The following is a 26,062-nucleotide window of genomic DNA, read 5'->3' on the forward strand; positions in this document are numbered from 1 at the left end:
CATGCACGACCTACCTTCGAGATACGTAACGCTTGTTCTCGGCGGTGTGCGTAGCGGCAAGAGCCGGTATGCACAGCAGCTTGCTGAGCGATCGGACCGTGTCACCTTCGTCGCGACGGCCGAAGCGCGCAATGATGACGAGATGCGTAGCAAGATCCAACGCCATCGGAACGATCGTCCTGCACACTGGACGACGATAGAAGAGCCTTTGGATCTGGGTGGCGCTCTGGAATCTGCATCGTCCCATTGCGACTTGATCCTCGTCGATTGCCTGACGCTCTTTGCGGCAAACCTGCTTGAAGAAGAAGCAGACCACAACTCGAAACTTGAGGCTCGTCTAGGCGCGTTCTCCGCTGCTCTTAGCTCTGTTTCCTGTTCAGTGGTGATTGTCTCAAATGAGGTTGGGAGCGGCATCGTTCCTGAGTACCCGCTCGGAAGGCGTTATCGTGACCTGGTGGGGGAGATCAATCAACGTATCGCAGCACAGTCAGATAACGTGTTGCTGATGATTGCAGGTCTTCCACTCGTTCTCAAAGGAAGCTTGCAACCCGGGTTCACGTCTTGAAGGGCCTGCTCATCGCAGGCACTGCGAGTGGAGTGGGGAAGACTACGGTCGTTCTCGCGCTTCTCGCGGCAATCGTCAAACGAGGTCAAGTGGTGCAGGCGTTTAAAGGAGGCCCCGACTTCCTCGACACTGGTCATCACGCGCGCATCTCGGGCCGTGCAGCACGAAATTTAGACACGTGGATGCTCACTGAGGAGGCCAATCGAACGCTCTTTCGTGAAGCGACAAGCGATGTCGATGCAGTGGTCGTCGAGGGAATGATGGGCCTCTTCGATGGGAAGAGTGGAATCAGTGAAACGGGCAGCAGCGCAGAGATCGCCAAACTGCTGAAGCTACCAGTGGTGCTCGTTCTCGATGCGGCAAAGAGCGCGCGAAGCATTGCTGCGGTCGTGCTCGGCTTTGAGTTATTTGACCCGCAGCTGGTAATCTCCGGGGTCATCCTTAATCGTTGCGCCAGTGAGCGTCACTTCAAAATGCTGCAAACTGCCATCGACGCCTCATGCAAGACTCCTGTCCTTGGCTGGCTTCCACGAAATCCTGAGATCACCATCCCCGAACGTCACCTCGGCTTGCAGACGGTGGAGGAAGCAGTCAGCGATGAATGCGCCACAAAGGAACTCACTCATGTTCTTGCGGCGCTAGCTGAAAAGCACTTTGATCTGGAGCGAATCCTCGCCCTCGAGTATGTCGAGGAAGTAACACCTCTTCACACTGCGACATGGGAGCCCGAACTGTCGGCCGTCAGAATAGGAGTGGCTCGTGATCGAGCTTTCTCTTTTTACTATGAAAATAATTTTGACTTGCTCCGCAAACAGGGTGCCGTACTCATTTCATTTAGCCCTCTGAATGATGCGCAGCTTCCGTCAAACCTCGATGCCTTGTACTTTGGTGGAGGCTACCCAGAGTTGTACGCGGAGCAACTTAGCAAGAATCTAAGCTTGCTACAAGACATCCGGACGTTCTCTGCATTAGGAGGATTGATCTACGCCGAATGCGGAGGAATGATCTATCTCTCACGGCAGCTTACGACGAGCGATGGCAAAGACCATGAGATGGTGGGTGTTTTGCCCTTCGCGATGGAAATGACAAATAAGCTGGTGCGGTTCGGCTATGTCACTGTCGAATTTACTCAGAACTGCCTGCTTGGACCAAGTGGGACCACGATCCGGGGCCACAGCTTCCACTACTCGCATATCACAAAGGTGAGTCCGACTGAGACTAGTTATCGTGTTCACTACTCTCTCTCTGATCGTGAAGAGCTTGAGGGCTACGGAGTTGGTAACACTCTAGCAAGCTACGTGCATCTCCATTTTATGGCCAATCCTCTCGTAGCCATGCATTTAGTCGAAGCAGCGCGTCGAACGCAAGTCCGCTACGACGGAGCGTCTCTTCACCCAATGAATGCTCCCGAGATTACTTCATGAATTCCCTAAGTAACACGCTTGTTAGCCGGGTCATTCAATCGATTGCACCTGTGAGTGAGCCTGCTCGACTTCGAGCTCAAAGACATCTTGATACCCTGACCAAACCTCTAGGCAGTCTCGGGCGCCTGGAGCCCCTTGCCGCGCAGATAGTAGCTATTCATGATGGACCCTTCAATGAACCAATGAGCAAGGGCGTCTACATCTTTGCAGCAGATCATGGTGTAGCTGAGGAAGGTGTAAGTGCTTATCCTCGTGAGGTCACCCACCAGATGGTGCTCAACTTTGTCTCGGGAGGCGCAGCGATTAATGTTCTCGCTCGACTTCACAACGCCACTCTTACGGTTGTCGATGTGGGAGTCGATGCGGACTTTGGTGCGCTCCCTGGGTTAGTCCACTGCAAGGTCTGCAGAGGAACAAAAAACATGTTGCACGAAGCTGCGATGACTGACGAAGAACTTGCGGCCGCCTTGTCTGTCGGCATAAGCATGGCCGATAGAGCCGCTGCAGCAGGTCATGCCGTCGTCGCGATCGGGGAGATGGGGATCGGCAACACCACTGCCGCCAGTGTCATTACCTGCCAACTCACAGGATCGACACCCGAATTGGCTACAGGTTTAGGTACGGGCGTCGAACCTGCAGCCTATGCGCGGAAACTTAGCGCGGTTCGTGCAGCTCAGCATAAATATTTTGACTCGCCGATCAGCATTGCCTCCACGCATTCTGCTCTGGAGATCCTTCGCTGCGTTGGCGGGCTTGAGATTGCTGCGATGACAGGAATGATTCTAGCCGCTGCTCAGAGGAAACTAGTTGTTGTAGTCGACGGCTTTATCTCTGCTGTTGCAGCAGCCCTCGCAGTCGCGATGGAGCCCCATGTTGCTGGATATTTGATTGCCGGTCATTGCTCTAAAGAGCCGGGACATAAGCTTCTACTTAATTTCTTAGGACTTACTCCTGTACTTGATCTAGGCATGCGTCTCGGCGAAGGAACGGGAGCTGTTCTCGCATTTTCGGTTCTGGAGTCTGCTATTCGGCTGTATACAGAGATGGCAACCTTCGCTTCAGCCCAGGTGAGCGAGGCTTCACAATGAACGGCCTTGGGGTTCTACAAAAGTACTACGAGGATCTTCTCACCGCGATCCACTTTCTAACCCGCATCCCGGTGCCACTGCCTTCGTATCGGCCTGACTCGCTCGCGTGCAGTGTCAAATTTTTCCCGCTCGTAGGTCTACTTGTAGGAACACTCGCTGGAGCTACTAATTTACTTGTGGCGCCACATCTACCGAGACTAACTACGTCTCTGATGGTAGTGATCTTCCTTATGCTCCTCACCGGATGCCTCCATGAGGATGGCCTCGCTGATGCGGCAGACGGCTTTGGGGGCGGATGGGATCGTGCTCAAATCATGCGCATCATGCGCGATAGCCGCATCGGAACCTATGGGGCTGCTACTCTCACAACCAGCCTGCTAGCCAGGATAGTCTTGCTCTCCTCTATAACAATGCAGGAGGTATTGGCTTACCTCATCACGGCGCATGTACTTTCGCGTTGGACGGCGCTTCCGCTGGGCTTTTATCTTCAGGCTGCAAGCAGTCTTGATTCCCCCACAGGCCATCCATCCTCAGATAAGCCATCGGGTCATCAGGGGGCTCGCATCGCCGGAACCATAACACGCAGCACCCTGGTCTCGGGAACGCTCTATAGCTTCGCAATTGCTTTCATAGCACTGCGGTCTCACGCCTTCGCACCGATCGTCGCAGCAGTCGTAGTGACCCTTCTAAGCGGGTTCCTCTATAGACGTAAGCTCGGCGGCGCTACCGGTGATTGCTTCGGCGCAACGAACCAACTTACAGAGATCGGTGTTTATCTTGCTGGTGCGTGGACCGTATGATTCATTACGGCGGCCTTTTAGTGATTCGACATGCAGAGACACGCATGGCTGGCACATTTTGTGGTCATTCGGATCCGCCGATCAACTCTGCGGGACATGGACAACTGCTAGAGCTTCTTAAATCTCTGGAGAACGAGCCTATCGATTCCGTCTATACCAGCGACCTCCAGCGGGCAAAGATGACGGCTGAAGCAGTCGCCAAGAGTTCCAATGCTCCGGTCATAGAACGTAAAAACTTGCGAGAAATAGGTTTTGGAGACTGGGAGGGATTGACCTGGCTAGAGATAGAGCAACGAGACCCCGCGTATTCAAAGCTATGGCTAGAGGCCTTCCCCGATGCATCTGCTCCTGGCGGAGAACAATATGGGACCTTCAAGAAACGAATCTTGACAGAGATAGCTCAGCTTCAAGAACTCACAATCAACCAAAGATGCGCTGTGGTCACCCACGCTGGAGCCATGCAAGTTATCTTGACGGAACTATGCGGTCTTAACAGCGGTTCATCGTGGGAATTAACCAAACCATACTGTAGCTTTTTCGATTATCCACTATCGGCATCAACACGCAAAAGCGAGCGTCAGCGATGAGCCACCAGAACGTTCACGTTCGAGAGTTGGCAGGCTGGGGCTTCGACACGAGTGAGTATCGTCCAGCCTGTGAATCAGGAAAAGTAGAAAGAGCGTGCGAGCAGGTGGCTCTAAGAAAGGCCTACCAACTCTTAGACATTATCGTCCCCGATGTAAACGAAAGGTTTATTCCTCTTCTCGATCACCATTCTTCGCGTTTAGATCTCAGGGAGGAGATGGCTGGGCTTGATTGGACACTAGGCGTTGTTGATATTCGGTCGCTTCTTGCCTTTCAGCGCCGCATTTTTTTCAGCTCAAAACGAGTCCTCGATGCTGTGCCGAAACATGACGACGAGAGCGCATTAGTGCAGTTCTCTTTCGCTGACCCCAGGCCTGTCACTTACGATCTGAAACGCGAGAAGGACAACACGCGCTATCTCTTGCAGACAGATGATCCCAACGTTCATTTCCGCCCGTCGAGCAACAAGCTGTCTCCCTTGGTTGTACACGGGGGAAGTCCATTCTTTGAAGTCGCTCAGTATCGAGAGCGCTGGTTCCTGCGCGATGGTTATCATCGTGCTTTTGCTCTGATGCAGGCCGGCGTTTATATACTTCCAGCCGTTATAGTGCGAGCAAGAACACTGGAAGAGCTAGGAGCCACGCAGCCATGGTTTTTTCCGGAAGCGATTCTTCTCTCTCAGTCTCCACCGTTAGTAGCCGATTTTTTAGATAATTCTCTTGTCTTGGAATATGATCGGCCGCGGCTCATCAAGAAGCTATGTGTCACGATAGAAGAGACCTTCGTACCTTTCACACTGTGAGGAGATATTTATGAGTATTGCAACTACACGCGGAGATGGTGGCCAGACCGGCCTTGCTGGAGGCATTCGCATTTCGAAGGCAGACCTGCGAGTTGAATCGTACGGCTCGGTGGACGAACTCAACACGGTTTTGGGTTTTGCACGAAGCATCTGCCAAGACAAAAGCATTAAGGATTGGACGGAAGAGATACAGCGGACCCTCTTTCGGGTTGGCTCAGCTCTTGCGACGCCGCCTGAGAGTGCCAAGAAGCCGCCGGTCATTACAGCCGAGGACGTCGAAATGCTGACGAACCTGGTGCATACCATCGAAGCAACTGAAGGCATTCTTTCAGACTGGTCCTTGCCTGGTGCCCACACAGAATCTGCCGCTTATGAGGTCGCTCGCACTGTATGTCGTCGTGCCGAGCGGGCTGCAGTTCGCTTCGTAGAACAGGGTGGCATCGTCCAGCCCTTCGTAATTCCCTATCTCAATCGACTGTCGGACGCCATCTGGCTGTTCGGCAGACTTATTGAACTTAAAGCAGGCATCGACGCTCGATTGCGTGACGAGAGTAAGACCGGCCCGAAATGGTCTCGAGCATGGTAGTTCGACGATGAGTGGACCACAATCATTCAGTGATCACGAACGTGACGCGGTCTATAAAACCATCGCAGCGAGGCGCGACGTGCGACAGGGATTTTCGGAGCGCCCACTCCCTGAGAATGTTCTGAACCGTATTCTCGAAGCCGCTCATCAAGCACCGTCTGTTGGATTGATGCAACCTACACGCTTCATCGTGATCCGCGATCTCTCGACAAGAATGGCCATTCACAATAACTTCAAGGAGGCCAGCGCCATTGCTGCATCGAGCTATGCGGGAGATCGGCGGGATCTATATAAAACCCTGAAGCTGGAGGGCATTCTAGAAGCACCACAGAATCTCTGCGTTGTCTGCGATCACAGGAGCGAGCGCGGCCATAAATTGGGACGCCAAACCATGCAGCAGACTGCCGTCTATTCGACGGTGTGCGCTATTCAGAATTTGTGGTTAGCTGCGAGGGCGGAAGGTGTCGGTGTCGGCTGGGTCAGTATTCTTGACCCTGACACTCTTCGGCTTACCCTTGGCATTCCCGATCATCTTCTAACGGTTGCATATCTTTGCATTGGTTATGTGGATAGCTTTGATGATTTTCCAGAGCTTGAACGTCACGGTTGGGAAAAGCGCTTGCCGCTTGAGGCAGTCATCTCCTACGATTCATACTCTGAAAGCTCTCTTCCATGAAGGCGCGTGCAATCATGGTACTTGGGACCAGCTCTCATGTTGGTAAATCTTTACTCACCGCGGCACTTTGCCGTATCTTTGCGCAGCAAGGATACCGTGTAGCACCATTCAAATCACAAAATATGTCCCTCAATTCTGCCGCCACCATAGAGGGTCTGGAGATAGGTCGTGCCCAGGCGTTACAAGCGGAGGCTGCGAGTATTCCACCCTCCGTAGATATGAATCCAATTCTGCTCAAACCATCGGGTGCCATGTCTTCCCAGGTGGTAGTTCGCGGAAAGATCTGGGGTCAGCTTTCTGCCTCTGATTATCATCTTCGCCGTGTTGAAGAACTGATGCCGGTCGTCCGCGAAAGCTATGAGAATCTTGCAGCGAAGAATGATGTCATCATCCTTGAAGGAGCCGGTTCACCAGCTGAAATCAACCTGAAGGAGCATGACATCGTCAACATGCGCATCGCCGAGATGGCCGATGCTCAATGCCTCTTAGTGGGGGACATCGATCGCGGTGGTGTCTTTGCTGCACTCTTAGGCACAGTGCAGTTACTCGAAGAAAAAGAGCAAGCCCGCATCGCAGGTTTTATCATCAACAAATTTCGTGGTGATCTAGCGTTGCTCCGACCGGGAACCCGCATGATTGCGGACCGCCTACAAAAACCGTGTCTAGGTGTAGTTCCTTATATCTCTGATCTTTTGCTCGAAGAAGAAGATAGTTTGGGCCTTCCGGCAATAAACTCAGACAGTAAGTCATTCTGGGAGCCCGAAGCTAGCTCAAATCGCCTTCTGCGCATAGCGGTAATCTCCTTCCCATCTTTCTCCAACTTCACAGACTTCGATGCGCTTCGTGCAGAGCCATCCGTAGACCTTCATTTTTGTAAGAGGGCAGAACAGATTTCATACGCTGATGTTGTAATCATTCCAGGCAGCAAGCAGACGGTGGATGACCTCGTATGGTTGCGTGCCAAAGGCTTTGAGCACAAGCTACTTCAACATGCAAAGATGGGGTTGATTGTCGGTATTTGCGGAGGCATGCAGATGCTTGGGGAGCAGATTCTAGACCCCGAGGCAATGGAGTCTGCCGGAACCACGTATGGTCTCGGACTACTCCCGATCCACACCACCATGAAGCCTCAGAAAGTAACAAGCCTGACGACAGGCCGACTTGTTTCCGGCAAACTGTTTGGACATCCTTGCTTGGACATTCGGATTTCAGGATATGAGATTCACATCGGAGAGACAACTTATCTTGAATCAGCGGACCAATTCGCGAAATTAATCCGTGCAGAAAAATCTAGCCAGATCAGTGACAGCTTTGGTGATGGATGTGTTGCTCAAGAAGGCCGTGTCATTGGCACCTACTTACATGGACTATTTGATGAAGACGCGTTTCGTCATACCTTCCTCGCGGCAGCTCGAGCTTTTTACCGGCTTTCTCCGGTTGAAGTCTTTGACAACTGGCAGCAGAAACGGATCAACTCCCTCGATCGCTTAGCAGAAGAAGTTCAACGGTCTCTTGACATGCAGGAAATCTTCTCTTGGGTTGGTCTCCATTATGAGAAGCCAGTAGCCTCAACTGCGCGGGAGTCGCTCACTTGAAACGACATCTGCTCCTACCCGCCGTGTATCTCATAGACGTCTTGGCCGGGGACCCCGAATCACTTCCCCACCCAGTCCGTTTGATAGGAAAAGCTGTCACAAACGGAGAGTCTCTTCTTCGCTCCCCAGGTCAAAGCGACGGGTTGGAATTTGTTAGTGGTATGGTGCTGACAATTGCACTAGTTAGCTCTGCATATTGCGTCACCGACGGACTTATAGAGTTCATATACCGCAGGTCGAAGACCTCTGGGATAATTGCGGAACTATGTCTAGGCTGGACTTGCCTTGCGGCACGGAGTCTCGATCAAGAGGCAGGTAGAGTGCTTGGATCGCTCACCGATGATGATCTTAAGTCGGCGCGTCTTAACCTTGCGAGAATTGTTGGCCGCGACACTGGCGACCTGAACGAGCGAGAGATCAGCCGCGCGGTCATCGAGACACTTGCTGAGAGTGCCTCTGACGGAGTCATCGCACCGATCTTTTACATGAGCCTCGGTGGCGTGCCGCTTGCCATGGCCTACAAGGCAATTAATACACTCGATTCAATGATCGGTCATGCAGACGAACGCTATGTATACTTCGGAAAGTTCGCGGCTCGTCTGGACGACGTTGCGAATTTCGTACCCTCGCGGCTCACAGCTTTAGGAATCATCGCTGCCTCTACTATGAGTGCGTCAGCCGATGCAAACGCAGCCTTACGAACATGGAGACGCGACGGGTCGAGGCATAAGAGCCCGAATGCAGGCCAACCAGAAAGCGCTATGTCGGGTGCACTTCAGGTTCAACTGGGCGGCAACAATACCTATACAGGCGAACTCATTCCAGCACCAATCATAGGGTTCGAATTTTCAGGTGCGACTCCCGCAAAGGCGATGCAGGCCCGCCATCTGGTTTCTCTTGTCTGTGCTCTTGGAATAGCTGCGGGCGCGCTCGTTGCGTTAATCCAAGGTAAGCCACGAGTATCAACACTATGACTCCGCTCCCTTCCCACGGTGGCCAGCTTCGCGGGCTAAGCGCACAATTCGGAGTTGCTGCTACAGAATTGCTTGACTTCAGCGCGAACATAAACCCGGACGGTCCACCACTGTCGGTTCTGTCATCCCTGCGCGTGGCCCTTGAGGATGTTTCGGTTCTTACCAACTACCCTGATCTGGATCACACAGACCTAAAACTTTCCATCGCAAAGAACATAGCCGTTCAACCTGGACAAATCTCCATAGCTAACGGCTTCGTCCCGTTACTCGACGCGGCCCTCAAAGCGCTCTTAATCCGCCATTGTCTCCTGCCAGTCCCCGCCTTCAACGAATACCGGATAGCCTTGGAACGAGCACAGATGCGTGTGACACCCTGTCACCTGTCGTCACAGCATGGATTTATATATGAGATTGAAAAGCTGACTACAGGCGATCATGATGCGATACTGTTGGCCAATCCCCAAAACCCTTCAGGGGTCTTGTGCAATCTTGTTTCGATCGTTGCTCTCGTAGCACAAGCCGAGCAACGAGGCATGTATGTTTTGCTCGATGAAGCCTTTATCGATTACGAGCCTGCCCAATCTGCAGCTGCCTACATCGATCGCTTTCCCAACCTGATCATCTTTCGCTCAGTTACTAAATTTCACGCGATACCAGGGTTGCGAGTGGCTTATGCTATCGCTTCTTCAGAGAAGTCCGCGGCACTTCAGGCGAACCTACCGCCGTGGCCAATCACTAATCTCGCTGCTGTGGCTGTTATTGCAGCTCTTGCGGATGAGACCTATCCAGCCCATACAAGGCGTCTCAACGAGCAACGAAGGCAAGTCCTCGAGATTTCTCTAAATGAGCTTGGAGTCATTACTTATCCATCATCCGCTAATTTTCTGCTACTCCGCCTTCCACAAGAAATCAACGAGCTGACATTTTGGCAGCGAATGTTGATCGAGCACCATATCGTGCTCCGATCATGCCGCGACTATGAGGCTTTATCGCCTGGTCATCTAAGAGTGGCCGTTCGGACGTCAGAACAAAATAGTCTGTTAGTAGGAGCTATCGCCACACTACTTAGTAGCATGGGCTAGAACGATAGTGAGGAACTTATAGCGGGCCGTTGGCGATGCAGTCTGCCATCAACCTTATCTACTTAGCCGCAGAGCGAACTGAACGACCCGCTGTTCTGTCGATGTGGCAGTGATGCTGCCGAAGGCTGCTGAGCCAAAACCCCCGTTGGGCTGAGCGAAAGCAGGAGTGTTCGTAACATTGAAGACCTCCGCGCGGAACTCTGCATCCGTTTTTTCTGTAAATCGAGTGTGCTTGACGAGGGCCACGTCAAGATCCCGAAACGCAGGGCCGCGTACTGGATTTCTAGATGCGTTGCCCAGGATGAATTGCGGAGCGGTCGCAAAAGCAGCCGTATTGAAATAGTGTGCTGGCGTACGCAGCTCTGGAGCCAGGCTTGGATTGGCACCGAGCATTGGCCGTTGCAACGCAAAGCCCGCGAACGCGTTATTGTTCGTAGCCTGCGTTACAGTGACGGGCATGCCTGATTGAATCGAAGCTATCGTATTGAGAGCCCACCCGCCAATCACCAGGTTGCTAACTCCGCCTGATGCCAATCGATGACCTCGCCCCGCAGGAAGGTCGTAGGTCGCGGCTATTGAAGTGACATTCGGCATATCTCCGCTTGAAGAGTCGCGTTCCAGGTAAGGACGGAAGGTGTCAGCGGCGATGAGGCTACTCGAGTTCGGCGAGGATAATACCGTGGATGAAAAGACCGAAGAGGCGTCATCGATCAACTTCGAATGCGTATAGGCGAACAGGAAGAAGAGTCCATGCGAGATACGCTCTTCTATCTTGGCTTCGAAAGCGTTGTAGTTTGCGGTCCCACTGTTGTTTCGATAGGTGGCTACATTCTGAAAGCGCGGATACGGCTTTAGAAGTTGTGCCGCTGCAACTGTCTTACCTCCGATGGTGCTGGAGATGGGAATCTGTCCAAAGTAAGGGTTTGTAACCTGTGCCGTAAGTGACGCTGGATTCGTAAGGCCTTGTGCAAGCTGCGATGCGGTCAACTGGTTGAGATTCGAATCAGGTATGCCAACATGAACAATGTGAGAGCCGACATAAGCGAGGTCGACAGATAGACTGTTGGTCACCTGGTGTTCAAATGCCAGGTTCCATTGTTCAACATACCCGGAGCCTGCGGTGCGGTTCGCCGTGTAGACGCTTTGTCCCAGGCCTGCATTTGCAGTGAGCGCAATTGGCGCCACAGTAGGACCATTCGCAAGTTTGAAAGCCGAGTTGATGCTGTCCTGAGTTCTCTGTTGCACGTTCTGAATGAAGGGGAACTGCGGCAACGTAAATGGTGTCGTGATGCCTGATTGATCGATGAAGACGATGCCGAATCCCGAACGAACCACGGTCCTCGGACTGATCAAATAAGTGAAACCCGTTCGCGGTGCAACATTCGTATAGTGAAGTTCACGGGCGCTCTTGGAATTCCCATTCACTCCGGCGTAGTCAAGTTGTTGCGTACCTAAGTTGAAGACAGCACCTTGATTGTTCTTTTCTGTAGACGGAGAATGCAACGTCCAGCGAGCACCGAGATTGAGCGTGAGGCGATCAGACACCCGCCAATCATCCTGGAGAAAATACTCTTGAATATGATCGCGCGGGCGGATAGTGCTCTGCTGCAGATCGATTGAGAAAGTATCCACCTGGCCAAGTAGAAAGCTCGCTACCGAGTTACCAGTGTTCGTTACACCCTGCTGGTTTGTTCCAGTCGTCGTGAAGGCGAAAGAACCCGTGGGGTTCGGTGGAGAGATCGCATTCAATTGATAAAAGCGAAGGTCTGCCCCCATCTTGAGAGCGTGTCGGCCTCGCGTGTAGACGAGCATCTCTTCTGCCTGCCAGACCGCGGTCTGGTATTGCGAGAAGGTGCTCGCTGAAGGACCAAGCTGCTGGAAGCCCGTGAACGTAAATAGCGGAAGAGCGTCGTTGAATGCCGCGTTCGTCGGGATGCCGGGAATCCCCAGTGCTGCGGACGCTGTGCTGCCGAGAGAAGGACCCGCGATCGTATTTCCACGTCGGGTATATCCCAGATGGAAGTCGTTGAGCAGATGTTGAGAGAAGGTATGGGTCTCATCAAACACCGCCTGCTGACCAAGGACGTGAGAAAGCCCTACGACACCGCCCGTACCGATGACTGACCCGGTAACCGCACCGCTCCCGTCTGGCAGAGGGGTAACAGGAAGCTCAACATCACTAAAGTAGGAGTAGCGACCGAACGCTCGATCCTTACCCCGCAGTGCTCCATCCACTCGAAAATCAAACTGATTCTGGTGGTCGGCATCGTTGGCCGTTCGTGTGTAGTTATTGGCTGCAGCAGAGGTCGTAGGCGTTGGGAAACGGGCGAGCAGAGCTTTCGCTGCAGAGTCGATCGGCGTGTTGATCACGTCGTTTGTGAACTCCTTACGAACAAACTTCCCACCAGTTGTCGTTGTCGTAGCAGGATCGTAGATGTGGGACACGCTTGTGAAGATTCCCTGGCGTTCCGCGAGGGTCGGTATGGTCGAGATGACTGTTCGGCCGATAAGGGCTTTAATCCCCTGGTAATCGCCGAAGAAGAAAAGGTGGTCGTGGAGAACGGGACCGCCGAGCGTCGCTCCATAGAGATTGCGACGATACTCCGGCTTTGCTCCGGTGCTGGAGAAGTAGTTGCGCGCATTCAGGTCTTCGTTGCGAAAGAACTCGAAGAGGCTGCCATGCAGTGCATTGGAACCGGAACGAGTGGCCACATTGACCACACCTCCGTTGAAGCGTCCAAACTCTGCCGGCACGTTATCTGCCTCGACGGTGAACTCCTGAATGTCATCGATGATCGGGAAAAAAGCGACTTGACCCGGTTCGGGCTGTAGAGCGGAGATGCCGTCGTAGAGATACTCGTTGGTGCGGGGACGCCCACCATTGATACGAGGAAGAAGCGTTCCTGGAGGAAGCGACACGCCCGGAGCAAGCGTTGCTAGATTGATAAAATTACGGCTATTCAGCGGAATCGCCACGACCGTAGTACCGGCGATATGCGTCTCGATGTCGCTTTCAGCCGCCTGGAATACAGGCGCGTCGCTGCTTATCGATACCGTCTGCTGATCTGAGCCTACGGTCAGAACGAGGTTCACACTCACCGTCTGTCCAACGGTCGCTGTTACGCCGGTTCGGTTCAGACGTTCGAAGCCGGAAGCCATCACATCGATCCGGTACCCTCCCGGATTGAGATGGCTGAAGAGGTAGGTGCCCGAGGCGGACGTAGTCGTCTGCTGACGCATGTTGGTGGACACCTCGGTCAACGCAACCACTGCGCGTGGGACAGCCGCACCCGAAGCATCCACAACATTACCCTCGAGATTAGAGGCGATCTGTGTAAAAGCGACAGGGGTAGCCAGAACAGCAAAGAACAGAATGGACAGAAAGTGCTTCATTTTCATGCAGGAAACTCCTCAGGACGCAACAGTTCTTCGCATCGGGTTAGAACCAATGAACTCGCGAACAGATTGATGGAGTTAGAACGGATCGTACTTCGACGAACACGCATCGCGTCGCATCATGAATCTATACGACTCGAAACGTGCGGTCAATCTATTAGAGATGCAGGCGCGAGGGCTCGTTACACATCGTCGAAGCGTTCGATCATCACGTCGGTCGACTTGATGAGGGCGGCTGCCGTATCGCCCTTCTTCAGTTGAAGCTCCCGCACAGCGTCCGCCGTAATGATGGCGGTGACATGCGTATCACCTACCGCCAGAACTACCTCCGCAAGAAGTCCCTCGACCCGAATGCTGACCACCTTGCCTCGCAGCTGGTTTCTCCCGCTGATGCGTCGGTAGCGTTCCCGCGAAAGTTCCGCCGGCCTCTCTCTATCTTGATCAAGGAAAGGCCGTAGTGCCTCTTCCGCAATACGATGATGTCCCCCCGGCGTGGTCACCGTCGTCAGTTTGCCGTTCAATATCCACTGCTTGATCGTCGGATAACTTATGCCGAGCATGCGAGCTGCTTCACGAGGTGTAAGCATTGTGTCTGTATTTCGCAGTGTCATTCGAAGCAACCACTTTCCTCATCACAAGCTCTCGGCAGTGTACATCCGAGTGGCGTCAAGCTTAGGCTTTCCAACCTGAGTGTGAAAAGAGCCCTGGCTCCGCAAGATCAGAATCCCAAGTATTGCGTTATTTAGTAGATTGAATGGAATGAAAGAGATCCCACCTACTCCTCGTGTCAGGAAACAGAGAACGAATCTCCCGGCACGGATGGACATCCGCACCATTGCACGTCTTGCCAACGTCTCGATCGCTACCGTGTCACGCACCATCAATCGAGTCGCGACGGTCAATCCCAAGATCTCGAAGCGCGTGTGGAAGGTTATTGAAGAGGTCAACTACTTCCCGAACACCCAGGCTCGTGCCCTCGTCTCGGGCCGCAGTTGGATCTTGGGTCTTATCGTCTCAGAAATCACCAACCCGTTCTTTCCGGAGCTGATCCAGGGCTTTGAGGATGTAGCCGTAGAGCATGGCTACGAGATTCTGGTAAGTTCCACGAACTACGACTCCAAGCGCATGTCGCAATGTATCCGCAGGATGCTCGAGCGGAACGTCGACGGCGTCGCCATCATGACCTTCGGCATCGAAGAGCCCCTGCTCGAACAGCTTGCCCTGCGCAACGTCCCCCTCGTCTTTATCGATGTCGGTCCGGAACGCCCGGGCGTAAGTCTCCTCAAGGTCGACTATCACCATGGAATCCGGCAGGGGGTTCAACATCTCGCTGCCCTCGGCCACAAGAGCATCGCCTTTATCTCCGGACCAGCCCGGCTCCACTCCGCGCAATCGCGTCTCAAGGCTTTTCAAACCTCACTCGAAGAGTCTGGGATCAGCCCCGACCCCTCGCTCATCTTCGAAGGCGACCACACGCTTGAAGGAGGTTTGACCGCCGCAAAGCAGTTACTCGCTGCCAAAGACATTCCCACCGCCGTCATGTGCTCGAACGACATGACAGCCATCGGCGTCCTGCACACGATCTACCGCGCTGGACTCCGTGTACCCGATGACCTCTCCGTGATCGGCTTCGACAACATCCACTTTGCCGAGGTCACCATTCCGCCCCTCACCACCGTGCAGATGTCGCGCCTGGACATTGCGAGCGCAGCCGTTTCAGCACTGCGCGCACAGGTGGAGACGAGCGAAGGTGCCCCGCCCAGGCAGGATTATGAGATCACCACAGAGCTGGTCGTCCGGGAATCAACCGGTTCTCCCCGCGGTACGACGAAGCAGCCTAAGAACAAAAAGAAGTAGCGTCCTCTATATCTACAGGTTGCGAGAGTACGCCGCTTCCTCCCAGCGAAGCTGACGCCGGAAGGTATGGATTCGCGTGTCAGCGTCGATGCGGATCAGTTCCACACCGGCCATCTCCGCGAAGTCTTCCAGATGGTCGATCGTCAGAGCCTGACTCATGCCGGTATGGTGAGCGCCGCCAGCGTAGATCCACGCGGCCGCAGCCACCTTGAGGCTTGGCTTCGGCAGCCAGACCGCACGCGCAACCGGCAGCTTGGGCAGTGGCTGTTCAGGCTGGATAACATCGACTTCATTCACGATCATGCGGAAGCGGTTCCCCATATCGACCAATGACGCGACCACAGCCGCACCACTCGGTGCCGTAAACACCAGCCTTACCGGATCGGCCTTGCCACCAATCCCAAGCGGATGAACCTCCAGCGAGGGCTTCGCCGCAGCAAGCGTAGGACAAACCTCAAGCATGTGCGATCCAAGGATCTTCGGCGTTCCGCTGAAGTCGTAGGTGTAGTCCTCCATGAACGAGGTTCCACCGGGGAGTCCGTGTGCCATCACCTTCATGGTTCGGACCAGCGCCGCTGTCTTCCAGTCCCCCTCGCCGCCAAAGCCGTAGCCATCGGCCATCAACCGTTGCGTAGCGATGCCCGGAAGCTGTTCGAGCCCGTGCAGGTCCTGAAACGTATCTGTAAAGGCTCCGAAGTTTCCTTCCTCCAGAAACGCACGCAAGCCAAGCTCGATCTTCGCAGCCACCTTCAGCGAAGCTGGCTGGTCATGCTCCTTCGCAATCGAATACGCCTCACGATATTCGCCGACGAGCCTGTCGACCTCAGCATCGCTCACCTGGTTCATGCGTGCCACAAGGTCACCAACGCCATATCCATCGACGGTGTAGCCAAGCTGTGCCTGCGCGGCGACCTTGTCGCCCTCCGTCACCGCGACATCGCGCATATTGTCACCGAAGCGAGCCACCTTCAGGTTCTGCGACTCATGCCATCCCGCCGCAGCACGCGCCCATGTTGCCACCTCGGCAACTGTCTCCGGGTCCTGCCAGAAGCCGACAACAACCTTGCGGGCCAGCCGCAAGCGAGCCGTGATAAACCCAAACTCGCGGTCGCCATGTGCAGCCTGGTTCAGGTTCATGAAGTCCATATCGATCGACGACCACAGCAGTTCGCGGTTGAACTGTGTATGGAGATGAAGGAAGGGCTTGGTGAGCGAGGTCAGGCCGGCAATCCACATCTTCGCCGGCGAAAAGGTATGCATCCACAACACCAGCCCAATGCATTTCGTGAAGTTGTTTGCCTCGCGACAGAGCCCGCGAACCTCCTCTGCCGTCGTGAGAATCGGCTTGAAGACGATGCGGAATGGCAGAGACTTCTCGGAATCGAGCGACGTGGCAATCGTCTGCGAGTGGTTCGCGACCTGCGTCAATGCTTCCGGGCCATAAAGATGCTGGCTGCCAGTGACAAACCAAATTTCGAGATCTTCGAGCTTCGTCATGTTCTGCTCTCCTGTACCGGGCCTCGCATCGGAGCAAAGGAACCCGTTTCGATGCTCTACGATATGCAGCTGATGGTCAAGTAACCGTTTCCCCGAATCGCTCCGGCACTCTCGCAAACCATCTTGTAAGCTGCTCACATGGATGAAGTTGCTCAGTTCCTGTCGATGTTGGATGTAGCGATAGGCGAGGCACGGACAGGTCTCGCAGAAGGCGGTATCCCGATCGGCGCAGCGCTCTTTGCCTCGGACGGCAAGCTGATCAGCTCGGGCCACAACCGCCGCGTACAGGAGGGTGACCCTTCGGCACATGGCGAGACCGACGCCTTCCGGCGCGCAGGTCGGCAACGAAGCTATCGGGATCTAATCATGGTTACCACCCTCGCCCCCTGCTGGTATTGCAGCGGGCTCATCCGCCAGTTCGGCTTCCGGACCGTCATCGTCGGCGAAAGCCAAAACTTCGCAGGCGGCCTCGACTGGCTGCGAGAAGACGGCGTGCGCATCGTCGACCTTAACTCTGAAGAGTGCGTGACGATGCTCGGCGACTACATCGCGGCCAATCCAACCGTGTGGAACGAGGACATCGGAGAGGACTAAGCACCGATGCCGTTCTCCCACACATCCCGCGGCGTCACCTACAGCTTTGCCGACCTGCGCACGCTGCTGGCCAGGGCCACCCCAGCGCGGTCAGGAGACGAGTTAGCCGGAGTCGCAGCCGACTCCGCAAAGGAGCGCGCAGCAGCTCAGATCGCGCTGGCTGATGTGCCATTGGCAACCTTCCTCAATCAGGTCGTGGTTCCGTATGAGTCGGATGAAGTCACACGGCTCATCATCGACCACCATGATGCCGAAGCCTTCCAGCCGGTCGCAGGGTTGACCGTCGGCGAGTTCCGCGACTGGCTGCTCAGCGACGGCGCAACCGGCGAACAGCTTACGTCCCTTGCCCCGGGAATCATGCCCGAAATGGCTGCTGCCGTGGCAAAGCTGATGCGGTTGCAGGACATGATCGCCGTCGCCCGAAAGATTCACGTCGTGACGCGCTTCCGCACCACGGTAGGCCTGCCCGGAAGGCTGTCGACCCGACTACAGCCAAACCATCCAACGGACGATCCCATGGGCATCGCCGTGTCCATGCTGGATGGTCTACGTCTCGGCTCGGGCGACGCCGTCATCGGGATCAATCCCGTAAGTGACGATCCCGAAACAGTAACGCATCTGCTGCGCATGATCGACCACGTTCGCCAGACCTTCCAGATCCCTACGCAGAGTTGCGTACTCGCCCACATCACGACCCAGATGCGCGCGATCGAAACTGGTGCACCGCTCGACCTGCTCTTCCAGTCGATCGCCGGAACAGAGGGCACCAACACCTCGTTCGGCGTGTCGTTGAGCCTGCTGGCCGAGGCGGAGGCAATGGCGCGGTCCCTGCAGCGCGGCGGAATCGGCGAGGAGACCGGCGGCCAGAACGTAATGTACTTCGAGACCGGTCAGGGTTCGGCGCTCTCAGCCAATGCGCATCATGGAGTCGACCAGCAGACCCTTGAGGCTCGCGCCTATGCGGTTGCGCGTCAGTTCAAGCCGATGCTGGTCAATACCGTCGTCGGGTTCATCGGGCCAGAGTACCTCTACAACGGCAAGCAGATCATCCGCGCCGGGCTCGAGGACCACTTCGCCGGTAAGCTGCTCGGCCTTCCCATGGGCTGCGACGTCTGCTACACGAACCACACCGACGCGGATCAGGATGATATGGACGCGCTGCTGACGCTCCTCGGAACCGCAGGCGTGAACTACATCATGGGCGTTCCCGGAGCCGACGACGTCATGCTCCACTACCAGAGCACGTCGTTCCAGGACGCACTCTACGTGCGGCGCGTGCTCGGACTGCGACCTGCACCAGAGTTCGCAGCATGGCTGGAACGCGACCTGCTGCGCGCCGCAAACGTAGCCGGAATGCTGCTCGGTGCTGCCGTATGACCAACGCCCGAGTGCCCATGTCCCAATCTCATCCAGACTCTCTTTGTATGTCATCCCGCAGCAAAGCGGAGGGATTTGCTTCCCTTCTCCCCACCAACGCCCTGGTGTTCTTAAGCGGTCCCGACGTGCGGAGGCTCGCTGATGGATGAGCTTCGACACTTACGCCAAGGCGAATCCACTCCTGCCCGCGTCGGGCTTGGTATCACTGGCGTCAGCCTGCCGACACGTTCGCTGCTAACGTTCCAGATGGATCAGGCGTTCGCGCGGGACGCAATACAGGATGAGTTGGCGACAGTCTCTTTGGTGCAGGAGATAGCTGCTCTTCGGTCTGGCTCGGCTCTGCAGTGGACCTCGGAAGAGACACCTGTCCTTCACTCGGCCGCGCGTGATCGCAATGTCTACCTGCGTCGACCAGACCTTGGACGAAGATTGGCGGAGGCCGAGCTTGCGGCCGCACCTTGCGATCTGGCGATCGTGCTGGCTGATGGACTTTCAGCGCTCGCGGTCAATCGCCATGCCGTTCCGCTGCTCACCGAGCTTCTACCGCTATTGGCAGCTGGAACGACGCTCGGTCCCATTAGCCTCGTGGTTCAGGGACGGGTAGCGATCGGCGACGAGATCGGCGAACGTCTCGGAGCGCGGATGCTGCTCATGCTGATCGGTGAGCGACCCGGGCTAAGCGCACCCGATTCCCTCGGAGCCTACCTGACCTGGAATCCCCGGATCGGACGAACGGATGCCGAGCGGAACTGCGTCTCGAACATCCGGCCCGAAGGGTTGAGCTACGAGAAGGCGGCTCAACTCATCCATCAAAGTATGGCAACCGCAGTGCAGCAACAGCTTACTGGCGTGGCATTGAACCGTCGGATCGGACAGCACCAGCCTGTAGCTCAGCTACTCAACCCCATGGAACCATAGCCTGGAGCGACCTTTCCATCGCGATAGCGAACAGCTTCCTCCTCTAAGCCCAACCTGGTTTTCTAATCCATCACTCCCAACGCCATCGCCAACGCTCGTCATCTCGACCGAAGCGCAGCGAAGTGGAGAGACCCCCTCATCTCGTTCTCGCTTCTTCTATCTATGCGTCCTCATCCTGAAAAGTGCAGTTTCTTGACAAATTCAGAGTTCCAGAAGGACCTTTTGAGGCCAAACCCCGAGCAGGCACCAAGACCTGAGCGTCAAGGGTCCGGACTTAGGTCCATTGTTTTGAACACTTTGGACTTGCAGAAAAAACTTTTACGACAACCCGGACAGCCGGAAACGCCAATAGTCCGCAGCCGAAACGCAGTCTCAGGAGACACGGAATTATTTCTGCATCAACTTGACAAATTCGCCACCCAAACAGGGCTCAAAGCGATCGCAAGCGCCTGTACAGCCTTGGACCTGCCCGACTAAGTCCAGACTTAGGTGCCTTGTTATGAACACTTTGGACCTCAGGAAGAAATTTTCAGACTGTCCGTCAGCCCAACTTTGACGAGCGGTGACGAGTCGCCAGGAACCAGGCCGACGTAACAGCGAGGTAGGCCAGGTAGAGGTAAGGAAGCCAGGAGTAAGGGCGCGGCGGAATGGGGTAGAGGCTGCCCTCGAGAGCAAGGAGCATTGCTGCAGTCGCCGCTACCGACAGCGCTACGTAGCCAGGGTTGAGTTTGTGGCGTCGGTGCAGCGCAATCGGCAGGGCAATAGCAACGAGGCCATAGACCGTGATGAAACCATACGTGGCAAACGACCCCATCCAGCCGTAGATATCCGAGCCACTCGCGCCATGGCCAGCCAGCCACGCAGCAGGCAGTCCGGCGAGGGTACCGACGACGAGGACAGCGGCTCCGGGAGTCTGGTTGCGCGGGTGGATGCGACGCAGGGACTGGTGGCAAAGACGGTTGTGCGACATCAGCAGCAGGACGCGGGCCGCCGCCGTGATGCAACCCAGCGTGGCAGCGAACATGCTGATCAATACGCCAATATCGACCAGCGGCCCAAAGACCGGCATCCCGACGAGGCCCGAGAGGAGATGAAACGGCGCTGTCGTCTCACCCAGATTGTTGCCCGTCGGACGGTAGCCGAGGGTTTCGCCGTAGGCAGCGAGGATGAAGAAGAGACCACAGAGGATCGCAGATTGCAGGACAGCGCGAGGGATGGTGCGGAGGGGTTGGTGCGCTTCGTGTCCGAGGGTGGTGGCGCTCTCGAAGCCGACAAAGCTGAAGAGGGCGAGCACCATGCCGAGACGGATTCCCTGCACCGATGCGCCCTGCAGCCGAAGCTGCTGAAGGTCGACGTGGAAGCCGTGACGACCGAGGATGGCGGCAAGCACGATGGCAATGAGGAGTGCGGAGCTACCCTCGATCCAGAGCATGAGGCGGGCGGAGATACGGACGTCACGCCAGGCGATCCAGACGGAGAGCGCCGTGACGGAGACGGCGAGGAGCACCGGCGTAAGGAGCGAGGTGCTGCGGAAGGGCGTCAGCGTCTGGAGGACGACCATGCCGTAGTTGACGAAGCCGCCGATGACGGACGAGCCGGTGGCGATATAGGCGAGCAGAAGCGCCCAGGCGGTGAGGGCTCCGACGGCTGGTGGAAGCGTCGAGGTCGCGTAGACGTAGAGCGAGCCGGGCGAGGCGGAGTCGCGGGCGAAGCTGCGGATGCAGAGGGCGATGAGCAGGACGGACAGGGTGGCGAGCAGGTAAGCGAGCCATGTCCCGTTACCCGCCACGGCAAAGACGAGCGGGATCGTCATAGTCGGCGAGGTGCTGGGGGCGATGGTCGAGATGGACTGGCCGAGCGTCTCCATGGGCGAGAGCACTTGGTGGCGCAGGCCGTGGCGGCCAGCTTCGACGCTCGTCGCTTCAAGCACTCCGGAGGGGTTAGGCAAGGTTAGCGACGCTCCCTGGTACGCGGATGATGGCTGAATATCTGGAGAGATTAGGGAGAGCATAGCACTCCAGCACTCCTTCCAAGGCACCCAGCGAACAGGGCGCGATCGTGACGTTTGGAAGCTGATTAATCTCTCGCCATTCAGATGAGGATGGGTTATCTTGCAAGTAAGCCATCTCAAGATTGGGTTCCACCCTTTGCAAGTTGTTGCAACCGCAACGATTTCTGCCAAGCTATTCGTCGCAGGCGTGCCTGTTTTCACGTCTTGATTCGAGCCGTTTTTGTTGCTGTTCTGAACCTATTTTTTGGAGTCCTTTTCATGTCCCTGCACACCCGCTCTCTCCTTTGTCGCTCCCTCCTCGTGCTGATCTTTGTAGCTTCCTCAGTGATGGGTAGAGCGCAGCAGACGCTCGGCGGCCTAACGGGAGCCGTCTCCGATGCGCAGGGCGCGACCCTGCCGGGCACGACGGTGACGGTGACGAGCGAGCAGACCGGGCTGAAGCGGGTGCAGACCGCAAGCAAGACCGGCTTCTACGACTTCCCGAACCTGCCGATCGGCGCGTATACGCTGACGTTCACGCAGGACGGCTTCCAGACGGCGAAGTTTCCGGGCGTCGTCGTGCAGGCGGACCGCACCGGGACGGTGAACGCAACGATGACGGTTGGCTCGGTCAACACGTCAGTGACGGTCGAAGCAGTGCCGCTGATGAACGCGGTCGATACGACGAACGGCTACATCATGGACCGCGCACAGATCGAGGCGATTCCCCTGCCGACGGGCAGTTTCACTGGCCTGGCGATCCTTTCGCCGGGCGTGAACGCGGAGTTGCCGGGCGGAACTGGCTCGAACAGCGGACTGGGCAATGCGGCGATCTGGGCCAACGGCCAGCGGGATACGTCGAATAGCTTCCAGCTGAACGGTGTGGATGGCAGCAACCTGTTCAATGGCAAGAGCACCAGCCAGGTGTCCTCGTCGCGCGTGGTGAACAACACGGGCGAGGGCAATGCAGGCGGCGGCGGAACGATCCAGAGTGCGTCGTCGGTCTACCTGGCGATTGGCAATGCAATTCCAACTCCTGCGCCGGAGACGATCGAAGAGGTTCGGGTGAACGCCTCGATGTACGACGCGCAGCAGGGCTCGTCAAGCGGTGCGCATATCGACCTAAGCACGAAGTCGGGTGGCAATGCCATCCACGGCGAGTTGTACGGTCACCGCGGAACGAACTTCATGAACGCTGCTCCCTTCTTCTTCAAAAAGGACTCGGGCATTCCGGAGAGTGACAAGAATCCGCAGCTACACCGGTACACGCTGGGCGGCACGTTCTCAGGACCACTCATCAAGGACAAGCTTTTCGGCTTTGTCGGCTACCAGCACCTGCATGTATCCGACCAGGAGACGGGCGACACGGAGCTTGCGGTGCCGAATGGGCTGAGCGACACCAACCGCACACCAAGCGGGCTGGCGGACCTGGTGAACTCAGCCAACAACTCGCAGGGCTCGCTCGCAGGGAACTTCCTGGACCCGATCACGGCCAACAACTGGACCAACAACGCAGTGGGGCTCGCGATGTTTCAGGCAAAGCTGCCAAATGGCAACTGGCTGATCCCGAACGATAACGGTCATGCGCCGGACTTCTTCTCGCCATTCAATGCGTTTGAGACGGGCACGTCGACGTTCATCTCGGATCAGCTTGCGTCGAGCCTTGACTGGAACGCTTCGTCGAAGGACCTGCTGGCGATCAAGTACTACTATCAGCACGATCCAAACAGCGTGCCATACGCGCTCTCGAGCGTGCCCGGATTTACGGAGCACATGGACGTCGGCTCGCAGGTGATCTCGATCAACAACATCCAGTCGCTGCGCTCGAACTTCAGCATTACAGAGACGCTGGGCTTTATTCGGGAGAAGGCGTACAGCACCAACGATCAGCCATGGGCGCCGGGTGAGGCGGGTACCCCGGCTGCGGGGATGACGACGGCGTTCGGCTCCTATTTCCCGGGAATCACGATCGTCGACACGCTCGGGGCACGCGGATCGGCAGCGGGCCTGGGAGCGCAGTCACTGAATATCGGGCCGAGCGCACAGTCGCAGAGTGCGTATACGGGCGTGTTCCAGAACCGCATCCAGCCATCTGCGAATGCGATCTGGACGAAGGGTAAGCACTCGGTGACCTTTGGCGGCAGCTTCGCCTATACGCAGTTGAATGTTCGCGATCAGCGCACCGGCAAAGGCAGTGTAGCGACCCCAGATTTTGCGACCTTCGCGGAGAACTGGGTGACGCCATACAGCACGAACGGCTTTGTGGCGACTACCTTTCTGCAGGGCGACGCGAATCGCTATTACCGGGCAAACCAGACCGGGCTGTACCTGCAGGACAAGTTTCAGGTGTTGCCGAATCTCGTGCTGACGGCGGGTATCCGCTATGACTGGAATGGCGGGTTGACGGAGAAGAATGGCCGTATCTTCAACTTCGACCCAACGCAGTATGCCTATAGCGCACCGGGGGATCAGATCACGGGGTCCGGCCTGATTATCGCGGGGAACAACGTCAATGGGACCTCAGGTGTTAGTGATACGACGCTGACCGGTCGGCAGTGGGGCATTGCGCCGCGGCTTGGTGCAGCGTGGCAGCCGAAGTGGGGCGACAACAAGGTGGTGGTTCGCGCGGGCATGGGGATGTACTACGATCGCGGCGAACTGTATACATACCTGTCGCCGGGCTACGCAGCGGGTGAGGTCTCGGGCGGCCCATTCGGTATCAGCCAGACGCCACCGTTTGTGACGCAGCAGACCTGCCCGTACAGCGCGTCGCCGTATGGGCAGACGAGCTTCCTGTACGACTTCTACATTCCGATCTGCGGGGCGAATCCGGCTGGCGGCGATACGAGCGGCTACTCGCTGGCGTCGCCGTGGGGGACGGTACGGACGGCTCCGCCATCGAACCCGAAGGCATCCGATCTGGTCAACTATCTGCCGAATGCTGCGGGGATCATTGCGGGCGGTCAGCCGTTTACGCTCGGTGATTACGCTCGCGGAAACAAGCTGCCGTACAGCATCAACTTCACGCTGGATGTGCAGTGGCAGCCGCGCAACGACCTGATGGTGGATATCGGCTACGTCGGCAATCTCGGGCGACACCAGGTAATTCCGCTACCGTTCAACCAGGCCCACCTTGCGTCGACAGCCGCGCCTACGCACCCAGGCGGCTACAAGGCGACGCAGAGCTTCAGCTATGGCTATACGGTGCTCGATCCGGATACGTTTGCGCCGATCTGCGTGAACCAGGATGCAACCTGCAAGTACGGGCAGATGCAGCAGAACTATGAAGGCGGCAACGTCGATCTGCGCGTGCCCTATCTTGGCTATTCGTCGGAGTCGGAGACGTACACGGCGGCGGGTATCTCGGCGTATCACGCGCTGCAGATCCATGTGGAGAAGCGCCGCAGCCACGGCTTCCAGACGGGTGTCTCGTACACCTACTCGCATACGACGGATGAGCAGAGCGGGCTTGGACTGTTCTATAACGGCAACGATCCGACGAACCTTCGGAGCGGCTATGGCTCGGCGGACTTCGACCGGAAGCATGTGCTGAACTTTACCTACAGCTACACGGTGCCGACCTTCTACAGCAATGGGACGTTTGCGGGTAAGGTGCTGAACAACTGGTCGGTGAACGGGATCGGGATCATCCAGAGCGGGCAGCCGTACAGTGTGATCGACTACTCGGGTGCAGTGGGCAGCATTTACTACAGCACCTTCGATGGCATCACGAATCCGATTGTGCCGCTTGCGCCGGGGTGTTCGGCGAAGAGCGCGCTGACCGGAGACAATGGAGCGTTCTACGACCCGAACTCGGGAACGAAATACAAAGGTGCGGCACTGAAAGCGGACTGCTTTACGATTCCGCTGATCCAGCAGGGCACGATGGGCGTGCCGCAGGGCGACGTCTTCGAGACCGGTTTCACCCAAGGGCAGAGGAACATCTTCCGGCAGTCGTACCAGAAGCGGACGGACGCTTCGCTGGTGAAGACGGTCAACCTGCGAGACCACTACACACTCCGGTACACCTTTGATATGTACAACGTGACGAATACGAGCAGCTTCGATATTCCTACGGATAACGTCTCGCAGAACCAGGGATACAACAACGCGCCGGAGCTCAATACTGACCCGTACAGTCTCTATACGAAGACGCCGGGAGGACTTGGCGTGACCAAGCATACGATTGGCAGCCCGCGTCAGATCCAGATGTCGTTGCACCTCGCGTTTTAGGGATGGTGTGCTGAAGGGCTAAG

Annotated in this window: 20 protein-coding genes; 16 read left to right on the plus strand and 4 right to left on the minus strand. The window is 56.3% G+C overall.

What is annotated here, in order from left to right; all coding sequences use genetic code 11:
- Position 1 precedes the first annotated feature (1 nt).
- Genes cobU through OHL20_RS04940 form a run of 11 tightly spaced genes read left to right on the plus strand, consistent with a single transcriptional unit; the run spans position 2 to position 10,177 of the window.
- Positions 2-565, plus strand: a complete 564-nt coding sequence (cobU, locus tag OHL20_RS04890; RefSeq protein ID WP_263382083.1) for a bifunctional adenosylcobinamide kinase/adenosylcobinamide-phosphate guanylyltransferase — start codon at positions 2-4, stop codon at positions 563-565.
- Positions 562-1,989 (plus strand): cobyrinate a,c-diamide synthase, encoded by a 1,428-nt coding sequence (locus OHL20_RS04895; RefSeq protein ID WP_263382084.1) that lies wholly within the window; start codon positions 562-564, stop codon positions 1,987-1,989. The genes cobU and OHL20_RS04895 overlap by 4 nt, the downstream gene beginning before the upstream one ends.
- Positions 1,986-3,077, plus strand: a complete 1,092-nt coding sequence (gene cobT, locus OHL20_RS04900; protein WP_263382085.1) for a nicotinate-nucleotide--dimethylbenzimidazole phosphoribosyltransferase — start codon at positions 1,986-1,988, stop codon at positions 3,075-3,077. Before OHL20_RS04895 ends, cobT begins: the two co-directional genes overlap by 4 nt.
- Positions 3,074-3,877: an adenosylcobinamide-GDP ribazoletransferase gene (gene cobS / locus OHL20_RS04905; protein ID WP_263382086.1), complete on the plus strand. Its 804-nt coding sequence runs from the start codon at positions 3,074-3,076 to the stop codon at positions 3,875-3,877. Before cobT ends, cobS begins: the two co-directional genes overlap by 4 nt.
- On the plus strand, positions 3,874-4,464 hold the full coding sequence (locus OHL20_RS04910) for a histidine phosphatase family protein (RefSeq protein WP_263382087.1): 591 nt from the start codon (positions 3,874-3,876) through the stop codon (positions 4,462-4,464). The genes cobS and OHL20_RS04910 overlap by 4 nt, the downstream gene beginning before the upstream one ends.
- Positions 4,461-5,264, plus strand: a complete 804-nt coding sequence (locus tag OHL20_RS04915) for a hypothetical protein (RefSeq protein WP_263382088.1) — start codon at positions 4,461-4,463, stop codon at positions 5,262-5,264. The genes OHL20_RS04910 and OHL20_RS04915 overlap by 4 nt, the downstream gene beginning before the upstream one ends.
- A gap of 10 nt (positions 5,265-5,274) precedes the next feature.
- Positions 5,275-5,850 (plus strand): cob(I)yrinic acid a,c-diamide adenosyltransferase, encoded by a 576-nt coding sequence (locus tag OHL20_RS04920; protein ID WP_263382089.1) that lies wholly within the window; start codon positions 5,275-5,277, stop codon positions 5,848-5,850.
- A gap of 7 nt (positions 5,851-5,857) precedes the next feature.
- Positions 5,858-6,526, plus strand: coding sequence for a 5,6-dimethylbenzimidazole synthase (gene bluB / locus OHL20_RS04925; protein ID WP_263382090.1), 669 nt, complete (start codon positions 5,858-5,860; stop codon positions 6,524-6,526).
- Positions 6,523-8,121, plus strand: coding sequence for a cobyric acid synthase (locus tag OHL20_RS04930; RefSeq protein ID WP_263382091.1), 1,599 nt, complete (start codon positions 6,523-6,525; stop codon positions 8,119-8,121). The genes bluB and OHL20_RS04930 overlap by 4 nt, the downstream gene beginning before the upstream one ends.
- Positions 8,118-9,095: an adenosylcobinamide-phosphate synthase CbiB gene (gene cbiB, locus OHL20_RS04935; RefSeq protein WP_263382092.1), complete on the plus strand. Its 978-nt coding sequence runs from the start codon at positions 8,118-8,120 to the stop codon at positions 9,093-9,095. The genes OHL20_RS04930 and cbiB overlap by 4 nt, the downstream gene beginning before the upstream one ends.
- Positions 9,092-10,177, plus strand: coding sequence for a pyridoxal phosphate-dependent aminotransferase (locus OHL20_RS04940; protein WP_263382093.1), 1,086 nt, complete (start codon positions 9,092-9,094; stop codon positions 10,175-10,177). Before cbiB ends, OHL20_RS04940 begins: the two co-directional genes overlap by 4 nt.
- 54 nt (positions 10,178-10,231) lie before the next feature.
- Here the strand turns inward: OHL20_RS04940 and OHL20_RS04945 are convergent, their stop codons facing one another.
- Together OHL20_RS04945 and OHL20_RS04950 are read right to left on the minus strand one after the other, a co-directional pair.
- Positions 10,232-13,576 carry a TonB-dependent receptor gene (locus tag OHL20_RS04945; protein ID WP_263382094.1) on the minus strand — a complete coding sequence of 1,115 codons (3,345 nt, stop codon included), beginning with the start codon at positions 13,574-13,576 and terminating at the stop codon, positions 10,232-10,234.
- A 179-nt stretch (positions 13,577-13,755) separates the two neighbouring features.
- Positions 13,756-14,184, minus strand: a complete 429-nt coding sequence (locus tag OHL20_RS04950; RefSeq protein ID WP_263382095.1) for a helix-turn-helix transcriptional regulator — start codon at positions 14,182-14,184, stop codon at positions 13,756-13,758.
- 148 nt (positions 14,185-14,332) lie between these two features.
- Between OHL20_RS04950 and OHL20_RS04955 the strand changes: the two genes are divergently transcribed.
- The gene (locus OHL20_RS04955) at positions 14,333-15,430 is read left to right on the plus strand and encodes a LacI family DNA-binding transcriptional regulator (RefSeq protein WP_263382096.1); all 1,098 of its coding nucleotides are present in this window, start codon (positions 14,333-14,335) and stop codon (positions 15,428-15,430) included.
- Positions 15,431-15,442: 12 nt separating this feature from the next.
- Here the strand turns inward: OHL20_RS04955 and araA are convergent, their stop codons facing one another.
- Complete coding sequence (araA, locus tag OHL20_RS04960; protein ID WP_263382097.1) at positions 15,443-16,927, minus strand: L-arabinose isomerase; 1,485 nt, start codon at positions 16,925-16,927, stop codon at positions 15,443-15,445.
- 138 nt (positions 16,928-17,065) lie between these two features.
- Here araA and OHL20_RS04965 point away from each other — a divergent pair, with 138 nt between their 5' ends.
- The 3 genes from OHL20_RS04965 to eutC all read left to right on the plus strand — a co-directional run bounded on the left by OHL20_RS04965 (position 17,066) and on the right by eutC (position 19,816).
- Entirely contained in the window at positions 17,066-17,521 is a 456-nt protein-coding gene (locus OHL20_RS04965) for a nucleoside deaminase (RefSeq protein WP_263382098.1), read from the plus strand.
- A 6-nt stretch (positions 17,522-17,527) separates the two neighbouring features.
- Positions 17,528-18,898 carry an ethanolamine ammonia-lyase subunit EutB gene (locus tag OHL20_RS04970; RefSeq protein ID WP_263382099.1) on the plus strand — a complete coding sequence of 457 codons (1,371 nt, stop codon included), beginning with the start codon at positions 17,528-17,530 and terminating at the stop codon, positions 18,896-18,898.
- 141 nt (positions 18,899-19,039) lie between these two features.
- Entirely contained in the window at positions 19,040-19,816 is a 777-nt protein-coding gene (gene eutC, locus OHL20_RS04975; protein ID WP_263382100.1) for an ethanolamine ammonia-lyase subunit EutC, read from the plus strand.
- A gap of 541 nt (positions 19,817-20,357) precedes the next feature.
- On the opposite strand, the gene OHL20_RS04980 is transcribed toward eutC, so the two are convergent.
- Complete coding sequence (locus OHL20_RS04980) at positions 20,358-21,827, minus strand: APC family permease (protein WP_263382101.1); 1,470 nt, start codon at positions 21,825-21,827, stop codon at positions 20,358-20,360.
- 258 nt (positions 21,828-22,085) lie between these two features.
- Here OHL20_RS04980 and OHL20_RS04985 point away from each other — a divergent pair, with 258 nt between their 5' ends.
- Positions 22,086-26,039: a carboxypeptidase regulatory-like domain-containing protein gene (locus OHL20_RS04985; RefSeq protein WP_263382102.1), complete on the plus strand. Its 3,954-nt coding sequence runs from the start codon at positions 22,086-22,088 to the stop codon at positions 26,037-26,039.
- Positions 26,040-26,062 lie beyond the last annotated feature (23 nt).

The sequence above is a fragment of the Granulicella arctica genome (assembly GCF_025685605.1).
In the GTDB taxonomy this organism is placed as follows: domain Bacteria; phylum Acidobacteriota; class Terriglobia; order Terriglobales; family Acidobacteriaceae; genus Edaphobacter; species Edaphobacter arcticus.

Excerpts from the sequence above, each read along its gene's own strand:
- cobU (WP_263382083.1), top strand. The coding sequence starts at position 2 with ATGCACGACCTACCTTCGAGATACGTAACGCTTGTTCTCGGCGGTGTG.
- cobT (WP_263382085.1), top strand. The coding sequence starts at position 1,986 with ATGAATTCCCTAAGTAACACGCTTGTTAGCCGGGTCATTCAATCGATT.
- cobS (WP_263382086.1), top strand. The coding sequence starts at position 3,074 with ATGAACGGCCTTGGGGTTCTACAAAAGTACTACGAGGATCTTCTCACC.
- OHL20_RS04910 (WP_263382087.1), top strand. The coding sequence starts at position 3,874 with ATGATTCATTACGGCGGCCTTTTAGTGATTCGACATGCAGAGACACGC.
- OHL20_RS04915 (WP_263382088.1), top strand. The coding sequence starts at position 4,461 with ATGAGCCACCAGAACGTTCACGTTCGAGAGTTGGCAGGCTGGGGCTTC.
- OHL20_RS04920 (WP_263382089.1), top strand. The coding sequence starts at position 5,275 with ATGAGTATTGCAACTACACGCGGAGATGGTGGCCAGACCGGCCTTGCT.
- bluB (WP_263382090.1), top strand. The coding sequence starts at position 5,858 with ATGAGTGGACCACAATCATTCAGTGATCACGAACGTGACGCGGTCTAT.
- OHL20_RS04930 (WP_263382091.1), top strand. The coding sequence starts at position 6,523 with ATGAAGGCGCGTGCAATCATGGTACTTGGGACCAGCTCTCATGTTGGT.
- OHL20_RS04940 (WP_263382093.1), top strand. The coding sequence starts at position 9,092 with ATGACTCCGCTCCCTTCCCACGGTGGCCAGCTTCGCGGGCTAAGCGCA.
- OHL20_RS04945 (WP_263382094.1), bottom strand. The coding sequence starts at position 13,576 with ATGAAAATGAAGCACTTTCTGTCCATTCTGTTCTTTGCTGTTCTGGCT.
- OHL20_RS04950 (WP_263382095.1), bottom strand. The coding sequence starts at position 14,184 with ATGACACTGCGAAATACAGACACAATGCTTACACCTCGTGAAGCAGCT.
- OHL20_RS04955 (WP_263382096.1), top strand. The coding sequence starts at position 14,333 with ATGAAAGAGATCCCACCTACTCCTCGTGTCAGGAAACAGAGAACGAAT.
- araA (WP_263382097.1), bottom strand. The coding sequence starts at position 16,927 with ATGACGAAGCTCGAAGATCTCGAAATTTGGTTTGTCACTGGCAGCCAG.
- OHL20_RS04965 (WP_263382098.1), top strand. The coding sequence starts at position 17,066 with ATGGATGAAGTTGCTCAGTTCCTGTCGATGTTGGATGTAGCGATAGGC.
- OHL20_RS04970 (WP_263382099.1), top strand. The coding sequence starts at position 17,528 with ATGCCGTTCTCCCACACATCCCGCGGCGTCACCTACAGCTTTGCCGAC.
- eutC (WP_263382100.1), top strand. The coding sequence starts at position 19,040 with ATGGATGAGCTTCGACACTTACGCCAAGGCGAATCCACTCCTGCCCGC.
- OHL20_RS04980 (WP_263382101.1), bottom strand. The coding sequence starts at position 21,827 with ATGCTCTCCCTAATCTCTCCAGATATTCAGCCATCATCCGCGTACCAG.
- OHL20_RS04985 (WP_263382102.1), top strand. The coding sequence starts at position 22,086 with ATGTCCCTGCACACCCGCTCTCTCCTTTGTCGCTCCCTCCTCGTGCTG.